The 13,220-nt window shown below is 63.2% G+C and carries 13 protein-coding genes; 9 read left to right on the top strand and 4 right to left on the bottom strand.

Translation table 11 applies throughout. The features are described from left to right. Nucleotides 1-25: 25 nt before the first annotated feature. Nucleotides 26-223, bottom strand: coding sequence for a hypothetical protein (locus EP837_RS17125; RefSeq protein WP_066531770.1), 198 nt, complete (start codon nt 221-223; stop codon nt 26-28). A 479-nt stretch (nt 224-702) separates the two neighbouring features. Between EP837_RS17125 and EP837_RS21645 the strand changes: the two genes are divergently transcribed. The 6 genes from EP837_RS21645 to EP837_RS17105 all read left to right on the top strand — a co-directional run bounded on the left by EP837_RS21645 (nt 703) and on the right by EP837_RS17105 (nt 4,253). Next, nucleotides 703-900 carry a hypothetical protein gene (locus EP837_RS21645; RefSeq protein ID WP_225870629.1) on the top strand — a complete coding sequence of 66 codons (198 nt, stop codon included), beginning with the start codon at nt 703-705 and terminating at the stop codon, nt 898-900. Between the two features lie 104 nt (nt 901-1,004). Next, on the top strand, nt 1,005-1,178 hold the full coding sequence (locus tag EP837_RS21135; protein WP_156518685.1) for a hypothetical protein: 174 nt from the start codon (nt 1,005-1,007) through the stop codon (nt 1,176-1,178). A gap of 345 nt (nt 1,179-1,523) precedes the next feature. Further along, entirely contained in the window at nt 1,524-2,072 is a 549-nt protein-coding gene (locus tag EP837_RS17120) for a septal ring lytic transglycosylase RlpA family protein (protein ID WP_066531215.1), read from the top strand. 87 nt (nt 2,073-2,159) lie between these two features. Next, nucleotides 2,160-2,924 (top strand): molybdate ABC transporter substrate-binding protein, encoded by a 765-nt coding sequence (modA, locus tag EP837_RS17115; RefSeq protein ID WP_066531212.1) that lies wholly within the window; start codon nt 2,160-2,162, stop codon nt 2,922-2,924. A gap of 5 nt (nt 2,925-2,929) precedes the next feature. Next, nucleotides 2,930-3,628 (top strand): molybdate ABC transporter permease subunit, encoded by a 699-nt coding sequence (modB, locus tag EP837_RS17110; protein WP_066531211.1) that lies wholly within the window; start codon nt 2,930-2,932, stop codon nt 3,626-3,628. After that, nucleotides 3,618-4,253, top strand: coding sequence for an ATP-binding cassette domain-containing protein (locus EP837_RS17105; RefSeq protein ID WP_066531209.1), 636 nt, complete (start codon nt 3,618-3,620; stop codon nt 4,251-4,253). Before modB ends, EP837_RS17105 begins: the two co-directional genes overlap by 11 nt. Here EP837_RS17105 and EP837_RS17100 read toward each other — a convergent pair. Beyond that, a complete protein-coding gene (locus tag EP837_RS17100; RefSeq protein ID WP_066531207.1) occupies nt 4,234-5,604 on the bottom strand; it encodes an ATP-binding protein in 1,371 nt (456 codons plus the stop codon). The two genes, EP837_RS17105 and EP837_RS17100, sit on opposite strands and share 20 nt — an antisense overlap. Beyond that, nucleotides 5,601-6,335 carry a response regulator gene (locus EP837_RS17095; RefSeq protein WP_066531205.1) on the bottom strand — a complete coding sequence of 245 codons (735 nt, stop codon included), beginning with the start codon at nt 6,333-6,335 and terminating at the stop codon, nt 5,601-5,603. The genes EP837_RS17100 and EP837_RS17095 overlap by 4 nt, the downstream gene beginning before the upstream one ends. 264 nt (nt 6,336-6,599) lie before the next feature. On the opposite strand from EP837_RS17095, the gene EP837_RS17090 reads away from it, so the two are divergent. The 3 genes from EP837_RS17090 to EP837_RS17080 are packed head-to-tail and all read left to right on the top strand — an operon-like array spanning nt 6,600 to nt 12,254. After that, on the top strand, nt 6,600-7,745 hold the full coding sequence (locus EP837_RS17090) for an efflux RND transporter periplasmic adaptor subunit (protein ID WP_066531769.1): 1,146 nt from the start codon (nt 6,600-6,602) through the stop codon (nt 7,743-7,745). A gap of 7 nt (nt 7,746-7,752) precedes the next feature. Further along, nucleotides 7,753-10,893, top strand: a complete 3,141-nt coding sequence (locus EP837_RS17085) for an efflux RND transporter permease subunit (protein ID WP_066531203.1) — start codon at nt 7,753-7,755, stop codon at nt 10,891-10,893. Then, nucleotides 10,890-12,254 (top strand): efflux transporter outer membrane subunit, encoded by a 1,365-nt coding sequence (locus EP837_RS17080; protein WP_066531197.1) that lies wholly within the window; start codon nt 10,890-10,892, stop codon nt 12,252-12,254. Before EP837_RS17085 ends, EP837_RS17080 begins: the two co-directional genes overlap by 4 nt. Here the strand turns inward: EP837_RS17080 and EP837_RS17075 are convergent. Next, a complete protein-coding gene (locus EP837_RS17075) occupies nt 12,251-13,147 on the bottom strand; it encodes a LysR family transcriptional regulator (protein WP_197486364.1) in 897 nt (298 codons plus the stop codon). The genes EP837_RS17080 and EP837_RS17075 overlap by 4 nt on opposite strands. Between the last annotated feature and the right edge of the window lie 73 nt (nt 13,148-13,220).

The raw sequence follows: 13,220 nt of genomic DNA, 5'->3' as shown, positions 1-13,220 counted from the left end.
GGGCGGAGCATGCTCAGTCTCGCAATCAACTGCCCGCCTGCGTGTTCACCGGCGGCGCAAGGGGATTGGAGTCCTTGACCTCGCCTTTTTCGATCTTCTCCTCCGCTTCGCCGCTCTCCTGATCCGGCTCGCTGTGCGGCGAACCGCGTTCAGGTGCGGGAATGTCGTTCCGGCCCTCCGCTGGTTGGTCGGCCGATTGGCCGCTCTTCCTATCTTCTTGCACCGGCTGCTCCTTTTTTTGCTGACACTCTCCAACGCGTCGGTGCGACCCAGTTTCCCAACTTGCCGCGAATATGGGCGCGGGAAGCATCCCGAAGCGAGCCGAAGCGAGCCGAAGCGAGCCGAAGCGTTCAATCGGCATGGCTCGCGCTCTAAAAGTATTTCACAGCCTAAAAGGCTTTACGACGCGTATGTCGCCGCGCCGAGCCAGAAGGCTGCGCTGGAAGCGTGGGGAGCCGATGCGAATCTCTTCGCACGCGGTGCTGCCGAGCAGGTCAGCGATCCCCAGCTAATCAAAGATCCGCTCGCCGAGCCGGGCAAAGTCATCAAGCGCCCACGCGCCAGCGCAGCCGAACATTTCGCCTCCCTCAACAAAGTGCAGCAAGCGCCGGGGAAGAAGACAACATCGACAAAGACGGAGGCCAAGACACGCGTTAGACAGCCAGCGCCCCGTCCAAGCCGAGCCGCAAGGCGCTGGACGAAGTGGAAGAGGCCCTTGTTCAGGAACAGAATGCGGCGAAGTCGGCTATGGCGGCGCTAGAAGAACGACTGGCGCGCCTTAAAGCGGAGATCCGGGAACTGCGCGAAAAACAGGCGCGAGCTTTCCAGCAACTGGAAGAACGCGCCGAACGCGAGCGTCAGAAATATGACGCTGCACGTTCCAGGTGGCGGACCTCCTGATGCGGCAGACATCCAACAGGTTAAAGCAGATTATTGCCATTCCAGCGCAACAGCTTGGCACCAGATGGCTTTTGCGTCGTTATCGCCAGTCAGGAGGGGTCTAAATGGACACCCGTGACCCTATTATCGCAATCGGACTGTTGACGCAGGACGATGTTCGGCGGCTTGGCGAGAATTTCTCACGACTTTTCCCGATCCCTCGCGATGGCGCTTTCGATGAGTTGATAAAGGCGATCGACGACGCGGACCAGCAAAAGGATTTACGCCCCAAGACCTGAAGGGGCCTGCGCGTCATCCCGGGAATTCATATCGAGACAGTTGGGCCCGGCTGTATGCCTTCGACTTATGATGGTCGGGGCAGCCGGGCCCAGTCTCGCAGGGATCTGGGGGGAACCCTGCGAATAGCGCGGGTTCCCCGGGCGCCCGCGGCTGAGGACCACCTTAGCTCGCGCGGCCACGCCCGCCATTGCGCTTAATGCTGTCGGATGACCATTAGGAGCAACAGCGACATCGCCTTTCGGAGAGTTGACACAGCGCTGCTACTACCGCCCTGAAATCGCGAGTTAAGACTTTGTGGCGGAAGCGGATTGCCCCTGCCTTGGCCGCCACGTTATGGGACAGCCATGCCAGCTCTCCACCGCTTCCTCCCGCTCCTTTCGCTGCTCGCCGCCGGCTGCGCTTCCTATCAACCTGTTTCCGACACTCCGGTGCGGATCGGGCGGCCTTATACAGCGCGCGGAGTCGCTTATGTCCCTGCCGAACAGCCCGGTTACGATGAAGTCGGCTATGCGAGTTGGTACGGACATGAATCCGGGAATCGGACTGCGCGTGGGGAAAAATTTCGCCCTGACGGGATCAGCGCCGCTCATCCGACGCTGCCGCTACCTTCCTACGTCGAAGTGTCGGAACTGACGAGCGGCCGCACGATATTGGTTCGCGTCAACGATCGTGGCCCGTTCGCCCCGGGCCGCATCATCGATTTGTCGCGCGGAGCCGCCAAGTTGCTGGGCATCGATCGGCAAGGGCATGCCGCCGTGCAGGTGCGTCTGGCTGATCCGGACGAGAAGGACCGCAAACGTCTCCGCAAGGGCAAGGCCGCCAAGCAACGACCACCACTCGCCGGCGAAGCGCTTGCCGCGCAGCGCCGCCGACTTTCCCTGCCGCGCGAGTGATATTCAAGGCATGGCAGGGAATTTACCCGTCGCCTTGGTGCTGAAGCGCTGTATAGCAGCAAATATATCCTGTCAGCTGGACAATCTATGCGCCGCTTCCTTTACCTGCTGATCCTCCTTCTGGTGGCCGCCCCGTGTCAGCCCGCCATAGCGCGTGACCGCGGGCCTTTGGTTCTTGCCGCCGCGAGCCTTCAGGAGTCGTTGACGGCCGCTGCCGATGCCTGGGCCGCGCGGGGCCATGATCGCCCGGTTCTATCGTTCGCGGCTTCTTCCGCGCTCGCCCGCCAGATCGAAGCAGGCGCGCCTGCCGACATGTTCCTGTCGGCAGATGAGCCGTGGATGGATGCCCTGGCGGCTAAGAGGCTGGTAATGCGGGGCACGCGCGTCTCTTTCCTCACCAATCGGCTCGTCCTGGTTGCGCCAGCGGATCAGCGGAGCAGGATTTCGATCCGGCGCGGTTTTCCGCTCGCCCGCGCAGTAGGCGCCGGACGACTGGCCATGGCCGATCCTGAGAGCGTTCCAGCAGGCAAATATGGGAAGGCGGCGCTAACTACGCTGGGCGTCTGGCCCGCGCTATCCAACCGGATTGCAGCAGCGGAAAATGTGCGCTCCGCCCTGGCCATGGTGGAAAGGCGCCAGGTTCCCTTCGGCATCGTCTATGAGACCGACGCCCGCGCGACTAAATCGGTGCGGATCGCGGGTATCTTTCCCGCCGCCAGCCATCCGCCGATCACCTACCCGCTGGCGCTACTGACCCGCTCGACTCACCGAGACGCCGCTGGTTTCCGCCACTTTCTGCTATCTCCTCAAGGTAAAGCGATCTTCCGCCGCTATGGCTTTGGGACACGGTAAGCGCGATGCTGCTCAGCGCTGAAGAGTGGGAGATTGTGCGCCTGTCGCTGAAGGTCAGCCTGGCCGCTGTTCTCATGATGCTGCCTTTCGCCTTCGCTTTAGCCTGGGCGCTGGCACGGGGCCGCTTTCCGGGCAAGCTGCTGCTCGATGCGGCCGTGCATCTGCCGCTGGTACTGCCGCCCGTGGTGATAGGATGGCTGTTGCTGATGGCCTTTGGTCCAGCCGGTCCGATCGGCAGCGTGCTGGAACATTGGCTCGGCCTCACGGTCATGTTCCGCTGGACCGGCGCAGCTATCGCGGCCGGGATCATGGCGCTGCCACTGATGGTACGGGCGATACGTTTGTCGATTGAAGCCGTCGATCACCGCATAGAAGATGCCGCGCGCACTTTGGGGGCCAGTCCCGCCTATAGTTTCTGGACCATCCTGTTGCCTTTGTCGCTGCCCGGCATCGCCACCGCCTTCATCTTGGGCTTTGCCCGCTCGATCGGGGAGTTCGGAGCAACCATCACCTTCGTGTCCAACATACCTGGCGAAACCCGCACATTGTCCATCGCGATATATAGTGCGTTGCAGGTGCCCGGCACCGATGCGGCCGTCTGGCGTCTAGCACTGATCTCCATCGCTCTGTCGCTAGGCGCACTCTTGCTTTCAGAAGCCCTCAGCCGTCGCCTGCGATTGGAACGGAACGGCCATGTCCTTTGATGTCGATGTTCGGAAAAGGCTGGGGGGGCATCTTATAGAGGCCCGGTTCGTCGCCCCGGCTGGGCTGACGCTGCTGTCCGGGCCATCCGGCGCAGGCAAGACGTCGGTTCTGAACATGATGGCGGGGCTGCTGCGGCCGGACGAGGGCCATGTGACCATCGCCGGGGACATGCTGTTCGATGCCGCCAAGGCCATCGACCGGCCTGCCTATCGCCGCCGACTGGGCTACGTGTTTCAAGACGGCCGCTTGTTTCCCCATCTTCGGGTTCGGGCAAACCTGCTTTACGGTTATCGACTGGCTCTGCCGGAGGATCGTTGGATGTCCCTGGAAGAAGTAGTCGTGTTCCTTGGCATCGAGCATCTGCTCATCCGCTGGCCCCATAGCCTGTCCGGCGGAGAAGCCCAGCGGGTGGCGATCGGCCGGGCGCTGCTGTCTGGCGCCCGCGCGCTGCTGATGGACGAGCCGCTCGCTTCGATCGATCCTGCCCGACGTAACGAGATCATCGATGTCATTCTGCGCATCCGCGACGAGCTTGGCCTTCCTATCGTCTATGTGACGCATAATCCGGCGGAGGCGGACCGCTTGGCGACGCACAGGGTCGAGATCAGCCCTTCATTTCTATAATCGCGATCAGCCCGCCATCCTCTGCGTTGGCGAGGCGGACCGATCCTTGAAATGTTAGCGCCAATGAGCGCGCGATGGTCAGGCCGATACCGGTCCCCGGCCGTCCGCCCGGCTGACCCGCAGCGCCGCGCGTGAAGGGCTCGAACATTTGATCGAGTTGATCGGGTGGGATGCCGGGACCCCGGTCGCGAACGTAGATCAAGACACGCCCGCCCTGGCGCGAGCATCCGATTTCCGCGCTGCCACCATATTTGATCGCGTTGCTGACAAGGTTGCTGATGCAGCGGCTAAGCGCGTTGGGCTTGACGCGTACGGTGCCTCCACAGCCCCCGGTGAAGCGCAAGGGCCCACCCAAATCCTGCGCGTCCTCGACCATGCTTTCCAGCAGGGAGTCGATGTCGATGACCGACCATTCTTCTTGCGCTTCCGTACTTGCGGCGAGGTCCAGCCCTTCCCGCACCAACGTCTGCATCGCTTGATGGTCGTGTAACAGGCGCGTCCGCAATTCTTCATTCTCGACAAGCTCGAGACGAAGACGCAGCCTGGTGAGCGGCGTTTGCAGATCGTGGCTGATAGCGGCGAGCAACTGCGTCCGCTCCGCGAATCCCGCGCGCGCGCGGCGTTGCATCAGATTGAAGGTCGATAGCGCCGCCCTCACCTCCTCTGGACCACTTTCGGGTATCTCCTCCGGGTCAAGGGAAACGGAGAAGGCTTCGGCCGCATGCTCCAGACGGCGCAGCGGCTCCGCCACAATGCGGGCCACGATGATCGCCAGACCAGCAGAGGCGATCACGATCAGCAGCATGTAGAGCGGGTTTGCCACCATGCTGGGGGGCCTCGCCAAACGCGGCAGATTGAGCGCCATCGATCGGCGGGCTCCGGTACTGTCGGTGAAGCGTACGATCCAACAATCGGGCCGCGGCGCATCGATGACGCCAGCGGCACGCTCCGACGGATTATAATGCAGAGCGGGAAAGCAAAGACCGGTAGGAACCTGGCTCGCTTCCGGGTTTGAAGCCGGGCCGAACCGCGCCCTGAGCGCACTGGCCAGCGCCGCGTCAGGTTCAGCGACGGCGATGCCTTCGGGCGCTGCGGCTGCGCCCATGATCTGCTGCGCCGCCAGCATGGCCTCCACGCGCTGCGGATCTCGCTGCAGGCGGTGCCCGATGTCTTCGGCGCTGGCGACGACGCGCTGGATTCGCCAGCGTTGAAAGTCGTGGCTGCGGCTCTGTTCGGCGACCAGCAGGGCGAGCATTGCCGCGAGCGACATGCCGATCGTGAGCAGCAGGAAAATCTGGCCGGCTAGCGACCGGAAGAAAGTCCGCGCGCGGGACGATATCGATCCGATCATTCGTAGGACACCGGGGTGGCGAATACATATCCTTCGCCGCGCACCGTCAGGATCAGCTCTTCGCCGCCGGGGGCGCTTGCCAGCTTTTGGCGCAAGCGGCTGACCTGGAGATCAATGGATCGGTCGAACGCTGCCGTCGCCCGCCGCTCCGGCACCAGATGTTCGCGTGAAAGAACGATATTGGGGTCCTCGATGAAGCGGGACAGCAGTCGGAATTCGGCAGAAGAGAGCATGACGAGGCGATCATCGTCGGCGATCAGCCTCCGCTGGAACAGGTCTAGCCGCCACGGCCCGAAACGGGCAAGGCGCGCACCCTTGTCGCGCTGGCGATCACCGCCATCGACCTGCGTCCGGCGGAGCAGGTTGCGGATCCGGACCAGAAGTTCGCGCGGTTCGAAAGGCTTGGTCAGATAATCGTCCGCTCCCAACTCCAATCCGAGCACTCGATCAATCGCGCTTCCCCGCGCGGAAACCATGATGATGCGCACATCGCTGCCCTGACCCCGCAGTTCGCGGCAGAGGGCGAGGCCGTCGCCGTCGGGGAGGTTAAGGTCCAGCACGATAAGATCGACTGGCTGAACGGCGAGCGCTGCCTTGAGTTCGGATACGCTGCCTGCGGACAGGACTTCATAATGGTCTTGAAGCAGCTGTCCGACCATCAAATCGCGGATGTCCGGGTCGTCATCAACGACGATCAGACGGGGGGTGCGGTGATTTAATGAAGGAAACATGGAATTAAAATAACCTGGGGGAGGAGAGATGTCTTCTGGTGGCGGCAGGTTGATACGTTCGGATACAATTGGACATGTTGCGATGCACAATGGGACATCTTGCCTCTATGAATACGGAGGACATGGGGCAAATAGGAATGGTCGGTTCCTGCCCGTCTGACAAGCGTCAGTGCTGCGGGTCCGTCCTTCACCCGGCGCTCCCCTCCTCCCCCTGCGCCGGGTGAAGTTCCTGCACCACTGAACATGTTTGGAATGCCTGCCGCCATGCCGCTGCGCCCTGCCGCCCCTTATTCGCTTTCCCGCTATGCGACAGCAGCCGTGGCGCTTTGCCTACTTGCGACGGGCTGCGGGCAGAAGAAGACGCCGGAGAAGAAGCCGGTCGAAGTGGGCGTGGTCACCTTGCAGGCGCAGGATGTGACGGTTTCGACCGAGTTGCCCGGCCGGACGGCATCGACCATGATGTCGGAGGTTCGACCCCAGGTCGCGGGCGTCGTTCAGAAGCGCCTTTTCACTGAGGGCTCCTATGTCCGGGCCGGTCAGCCCCTGTATCAGATCGACCCGTCGCTCTACCGAGCATCGCGCGATGAGGCCCAGGCGGCGCTCGCCAATGCGCAGGCGACCGCCGTCGCGGCGCAGGCCAAGGCCCGCCGCTATCAGGCTCTGGGGCAAACGGAGGCCGTCAGCGCGCAAGACCGGGACGATGTGGTGGCGGCGGCGCGGCAGGCGGGCGCCGCGGTACAGCAGGCCCGCGCTTCGCTGCAGACGGCAGGCATCAACCTGCGCTTCACCGAAGTGCGGGCGCCGATCAGCGGCCGTATCGGACGTTCGATGGTCACGCCCGGCGCGCTGGTGACCGCCAGCCAGACGACGCCGCTCGCCACCATCCAGCAGCTTGATCCCATATTCGTCGATATCACCCAATCGAGCGCGCAGCTTCTAGCGCTGCGCCGCGCGCTTGCGGCGGGCAAGGCGCTTCCGGCAAGCGCGGTCATCCGGTTGAAGCTGGACGACGGCAGCGACTATCCGATGGAAGGCCGGGTCGAGTTCGCCGAACCGATCGTCGATCCAAATAGCGGCACGATCACGCTGCGCGCGCGCTTCCCCAATCCGGACAGTTTGCTGCTGCCCGGCATGTTCGTGCGCGTCGTCGCGCCGCAATCGGTGGTGCCCGGGGGCATCCTGGCGCCGCAGCAGGGCATCAGCCGCGATCCCAAGGGCAATGCGACAGCGCTGATCGTTACCAAGGCGAACAAGGTCGAGCAGCGTACCGTCATGGCGGCGCAAGCAGTCGGGGACAAATGGCTCGTTACCTCGGGCCTGAAAGCCGGTGACCGGCTGATCGTCGAAGGAACGGACAAGGTCCAGCCCGGCGACACGGTGCGTGCGGCCGTCATCGGCCGGGGCAAGTAGGACCGCGATGCTAAGCCGCTATTTCATCGAACGGCCCATCTTCGCCTGGGTCATCGCAATCGGCATCATGCTTGCCGGTCTTGGAGCGATGCTGTCGCTGCCGATTGCACAATATCCCGACATTGCGCCGCCTTCCGTCAACGTCAACGCCAACTATCCCGGAGCATCGGCCGACACTGTCGAAACCAGCGTCACCCAGGTCATCGAGCAGCAGCTGACCGGCATCGATGGCCTCATGTATTTCTCCTCGACCTCGACGGCCAATGGGCAGGCGCGGATTTCCGTTACCTTCAAGAAGGGGACCGATCCCGACACTGCCCAGGTGCAGGTGCAGAACAAGGTGCAGCAGGCGCTCAGCCGCCTGCCCAATGCGGTGCAGCAGCAGGGGCTTACCGTCACCAAGTCGCAAACCGACTTTCTGATGCTGGTCGCCCTTTACGATCAGACCGATCGTTCGACGCAGACCGACATTTCGGACTATCTGGTCAATAATTTCCAGGATCCAATCTCGCGCATCGAGGGTGTCGGCGCGGTGCAGATTTTTGGGTCGCAATATGCGATGCGGGTCTGGCTGGACCCCTATAAGCTCGCCACCGTCAAGCTGATGCCATCCGATGTGGAAAGTGCGATCCGGGCGCAGAATGTCGAAGTGTCGGCGGGGCAGATCGGTGCTGATCCGGCACCGGCCGGGCAGCAGCTCAATGCGACGGTAAGGGCCCGCGCGCGCCTGCAAACGCCCGAGCAGTTCCGCAATATCATCGTGAAGACGCAGAGCGACGGGTCGGTGGTTCACCTGTCTGATGTCGCGCGGGTTGAGCTGGGCAATGAAAGCTACGCCTCATCGGCCGCGCTCAACGGTCATCCGGGTTCCGGCGTCGCGCTGCAACTCGCGCCTGGGGCGGATGCGCTGAAGACCGCAGAGCTGGTGAAGTCCAAGGTGACCGAGTTGTCGGCCAACCTTCCCCACGGCTACGGCGTCGCTTACCCACGCGACACTACGCCGTTCATACGTTTGTCCGTCGAGGAGGTGGTGCAGACGCTGATCGAAGCGGTCGGACTAGTCGTCGTCGTGATGTTCGTGTTCCTGCAAAGCTGGCGCGCGACGCTGATCCCCGCGGTCGCCGTGCCCGTCGTTCTGCTCGGCACCTTCGGTGTGCTTGCGCTATTCGGCTATTCCATCAACACGCTCACTCTGTTCGGCATGGTGCTGTCGATCGGCCTGCTGGTCGATGACGCGATCGTGGTCGTCGAAAATGTCGAGCGATTGATGCATGAGGAGGGGCTGGACGCCCGCGCTGCGACGATCAAATCGATGGGCGAGATTGGCGGCGCGCTGGTCGGGATTGCGCTGGTGCTGTCGGCGGTCCTGCTGCCCATGGCCTTTTTCGGCGGATCGACTGGCGTCATCTACCGCCAATTTTCGATCACCATCGTGTCGTCCATGCTGCTGTCGGTCGTAGTGGCGCTGATCCTGTCGCCTGCGCTCTGCGCAACGCTGTTGAAGCCCGCCAGCGAAGAGAGGCGGCAGCAGGGATGGCCGGGCCGCTTCAATCGCTGGTTCGACCGCGTAACCGGCGGCTATATGCTGCGGTTGAAGCAGGTGATGCACCGGCGCGCGCTCTTCTGGGGCGTCTATGTGCTGATCCTGGGCGTCCTCGCGCTGCTCTTCGTGCGGCTGCCCACCAGCTTCCTGCCGGTCGAGGACCAGGGACAGGTGATGGTGCAGATGACGCTGCCAGCGGGCGCGAAATCCTCGCGCACCACAGCGGCCATCGAAAGCGTCCGCAACTATTTCCTGAATGACGAAGCCGAGAATGTCGGCAGCATCTTCATTGCCCAAGGTTTCAGCTTTGCCGGACAGGGCGAGAATACGGCGCAGGGCTTCATCAACCTTACCTCGTGGGAGGATCGCAAAGGCAAGGCCAACAGCGCGGGCGAGATCGCGACGCGCGCCACCAAACAGCTTGCCGCCATCCGCGACGCGAAGATATTGGCGATGACGCCGCCCTCCATACGCGGGCTTGGCCAATCGAACGGCTTCACCTTCGAGTTGCTGAACAGCGGCGCCCTTAGCCGGGAACGCTTTCTGGCGCTGCGCAACCAATTGCTCGCCGCCGCCGCGCAAAGTCCGCTGCTGGCAGGCGTGCGCGCCGCCACGCTGGAGGACACGCCGCAATTGAAGGTCGATATCGACAGCGAAAAGCTGGCCGTGCTGGGCCTTACCCAGAGTGATGTGGACGATGTGCTGAGTTCCGCCTGGGGCAGCACCTACATCAACGACTTTGTCGATCGCGGCCGGGTGAAGCGCGTCTATATGCAGGCCGATGCCCCCTATCGCGCGCTGCCGACGGATATTCAAAACTGGCAGGTGCGGTCTGCAGCGACGGGCGAAATGGTGCCATTTTCCGCCTTTGCCACGACGCACTGGGAAATGGGGCCGACGACCGTGTCCCGTTTCAACGGGCAATCATCCTATGAAATTCAGGGGCAGGCCGCGCCGGGCGCCAGTTCGGGCGAGGCCATGGATGAAATGATCCGCCTGCAAAAGCAATTGCCCGCCGGGACGACCTATAGCTGGAGCGGCCTTTCCTATCAGGAGCAGCTTTCCGGCGGGCAGGCGCCCTTGCTTTATTCGCTGTCCGTGCTGGTTGTCTTCCTGTGCCTCGCCGCGCTGTATGAAAGCTGGTCGGTGCCGCTTGCCGTTCTGTTCGTCATCCCGCTGGGCCTGGTGGGAGCGGTCATCGCGGTGTGGGCGCGCGGGCTCGAGAATAATATCTTCTTCCAGGTCGGCCTGCTCACTACCATGGGCCTCGCGGCGAAGAATGCGATCCTGATCGTCGAGTTCGCCGAGCTTGCCTACCGCCAGGGCAAGGATGCAATGAGCGCGGCGATGGACGCGGCGAAGCTGCGGTTCCGCCCGATCATCATGACATCACTGGCCTTTATCGCGGGCGTGCTGCCGTTGGCGCTCGCCAATGGCGCAGGAGCGCAGAGCCGCATCGCCATCGGCACGGCCGTTGCGGGCGGCATGCTGACGGGCACATTGCTGGCGATTTTCTATGTGCCGCTCTTCTTCTTCACGATCATGCGCTTCTTCACGCACAAGAACAGTCCGCCACCGGCCGCTGGAACGGAGGTGCCGGCATGAAGCGCCTTGCCCTCTTGAGCTGCACGGCCGCGCTGGCCGCCTGCAACCTTGCGCCGAATTATGAGCGACCGGCACCGCCAGTGCCTCCTGCCTGGCCGAGGGGTCCCGCTTATTCTGCACAGGATACGGCGCAGAAGGCCGGATTGCCCTGGAATAGGGTGATCGGTGATGAGCGCCTTCGCACTGTGATCGAGCGCGCGCTCGCCAATAATCGCGACCTGCGCGTCACGCTGGCCAATGTGCTGGCCGCGCGGGCGCAATATCGCATCCAACGGGCTGCGCAGTTGCCGACGGTGAGCGCTGACGCAGGCGCGACGCTCAGCCGCCGCAATGGTGAGCGGCAGGACAGCTACAGCGCGGACGTGGGGTTCAGCGCGTTTGAGATCGATCTGTTCGGGCGCTTGCGCAACCTGTCCGAAGCGGCGCTGCAATCTTATCTGGCGACGCAGGAAGGGGCGCACGCCGCACGCATCGCACTGGTTGCCGAAACCGCCAGCGCTTATGCGACCCTGGCCGCCGATCAGCAGTTGCTTGCCGTTTCGCGCGATACGCTGGCCAGTGCGGAGCGGACATTGACGCTCACCCGCTCGCTGAATGGCGTTGGCCTGTCGGGCAAGTTGGATGTTCATCAGGCCGAGACGATCGTCGAACAGGCGCGATCCGATGTCGCGGCGGCGGTCACCCAGGTGGCGCAGGATCGGAACGCGATCGACTTGCTCGCCGGGGCGCCCGTGGAAGACGCGCTGCTGCCGGTTTCGCTCGGCGCGCTGATCGGATCGACGGCGCGGGCGCCCGCTGGCCTGTCGTCTGATATATTGCTGCAGCGGCCCGATGTGCTGCAGGCCGAACATCAGCTGCAAGCGGCCAATGCCGATATCGGCGCTGCGCGGGCGGCGATGTTCCCGAAGATCAGCCTTACGGCGGCGATCGGGGTGGCGAGCTCGGCGCTCTCATCGCTGTTCAGCGGTGGCGCTTTCAGCTGGACAGCTGCGCCTTCGGCGAGCCTGCCGATCTTCGGCGGCGGGGTGCGCGGCAATATTCAGTATAGCAAGGCGCAGCGCGACGCGGCACTCGCCAGCTATGAAGGGGCGATCCAAAGTGCGTTTCGGGAAGTCGCGGACGCCCTGGCGCGCGCGGGGACGATCGGGGAACAGCAGCGGGCGCAGCGGGCGCTGGTCGTTTCCAATGAGCAAGCCTATGCGCTGTCCGAGCAGCGCTACAGGGCGGGGATCGACCCGTTCTTGACGACTTTGGTCAACCAGCGATCGCTCTATTCGGCCCGGCGCAGCGCCATCGCGACCGACCTTGAATTGTTGCAGAACCGGATAGCGCTCTACAGGGTGATCGGCGCGGACTTCTAAAGGTCGAAGGCGGAGCGGATGATCTTCGTCAGCAGCGCGCCTCCCGGAGATAGAAGCTCGTCATCCTTATAAACCAGCGTGATGTCCATGGCGGGCAGGTCGATGCCAAGGTTCAGCCTGGTCAATGCACCGGACGCGAATTTCATGTCGAGATAGGGGCTAATATTGTCGGCCCAGTGGCTGACCAGTTGGGGCTGCTCCGCCAGTTCGAAATAGACCGCGATGGAGGTGCAGCGAAACAGGCGGCTTGGCGGGTCAATGCCCAGGCGGCTCGCAAGGACCGAGATATAGCCGTCGGCATGATCGGCAAGATCGCTGGTGATCCATTCCCGATCCCATAGCTGTTCGATGCACTGCGGGAGCGCGGGGTCATGACCGCCGATGGCGAGGACCGTCTGATAGCTCTTCAATGTGACGCATTGCAGCCCGGCGACGTCCGTTGCGCCATAATGATGGACAATGCCAAGATCGATGACGCCGCTGCGCACCGCGTCGAAGATTTGCGCAGGCCGCAGTTCCAGCAGTTCCAGCTCCACCGAAGGCTGGCGCTGGCGGAAGCTGGCGAAAACGCTTGCCATTCCGGCCCCGGCGGCTGGCGGGGACATGCCGACCAGCAGCCGGCCGCCCAGCGTGCCCTTCAGCCAGTCGATTTCCTCGCGCGCCTTGTCCAACTCCTTCTGCATGACTTCGTAGCGTTTCGACAGGATCGCGCCGAACGGGGTCAGCGTCGCGCCGGTCGCGCCGCGCACCAGCAGGGGGACGCCAAGCTGGCGTTCCAGTTCGCGGACCGATTTGCTGAGCGCTGGTTGCGACAGGTTCATCGCCCGCGCTGCCCGCTGGATGCTTCCTGCCTTCACGATCTCCGCCAAGGCGCGCAATTGGTGCATCTTCATGAAGCGCATACCTTCCTTCCGCGGTCGATGAAGCCGCATATCAGGAAGGGTCGGCAAAGCAAAAGGGCGTGGG

The sequence above is a fragment of the Sphingobium sp. EP60837 genome (genome assembly GCF_001658005.1).
Classification (GTDB): Bacteria; Pseudomonadota; Alphaproteobacteria; order Sphingomonadales; family Sphingomonadaceae; genus Sphingobium; species Sphingobium tyrosinilyticum.
The sequence above is the reverse complement of the archived record's forward strand: the minus strand, read 5'-3'. Positions and strand labels throughout refer to the sequence as shown.

Excerpts from the sequence above, each read along its gene's own strand:
- EP837_RS17090 (WP_066531769.1), top strand. The coding sequence starts at position 6,600 with ATGCCGCTGCGCCCTGCCGCCCCTTATTCGCTTTCCCGCTATGCGACA.
- EP837_RS17080 (WP_066531197.1), top strand. The coding sequence starts at position 10,890 with ATGAAGCGCCTTGCCCTCTTGAGCTGCACGGCCGCGCTGGCCGCCTGC.
- EP837_RS17120 (WP_066531215.1), top strand. The coding sequence starts at position 1,524 with ATGCCAGCTCTCCACCGCTTCCTCCCGCTCCTTTCGCTGCTCGCCGCC.
- EP837_RS21135 (WP_156518685.1), top strand. The coding sequence starts at position 1,005 with ATGGACACCCGTGACCCTATTATCGCAATCGGACTGTTGACGCAGGAC.
- modB (WP_066531211.1), top strand. The coding sequence starts at position 2,930 with ATGCTGCTCAGCGCTGAAGAGTGGGAGATTGTGCGCCTGTCGCTGAAG.
- EP837_RS17095 (WP_066531205.1), bottom strand. The coding sequence starts at position 6,335 with ATGTTTCCTTCATTAAATCACCGCACCCCCCGTCTGATCGTCGTTGAT.
- EP837_RS17100 (WP_066531207.1), bottom strand. The coding sequence starts at position 5,604 with ATGATCGGATCGATATCGTCCCGCGCGCGGACTTTCTTCCGGTCGCTA.
- modA (WP_066531212.1), top strand. The coding sequence starts at position 2,160 with ATGCGCCGCTTCCTTTACCTGCTGATCCTCCTTCTGGTGGCCGCCCCG.
- EP837_RS17075 (WP_197486364.1), bottom strand. The coding sequence starts at position 13,147 with ATGAAGATGCACCAATTGCGCGCCTTGGCGGAGATCGTGAAGGCAGGA.
- EP837_RS17105 (WP_066531209.1), top strand. The coding sequence starts at position 3,618 with ATGTCCTTTGATGTCGATGTTCGGAAAAGGCTGGGGGGGCATCTTATA.
- EP837_RS17085 (WP_066531203.1), top strand. The coding sequence starts at position 7,753 with ATGCTAAGCCGCTATTTCATCGAACGGCCCATCTTCGCCTGGGTCATC.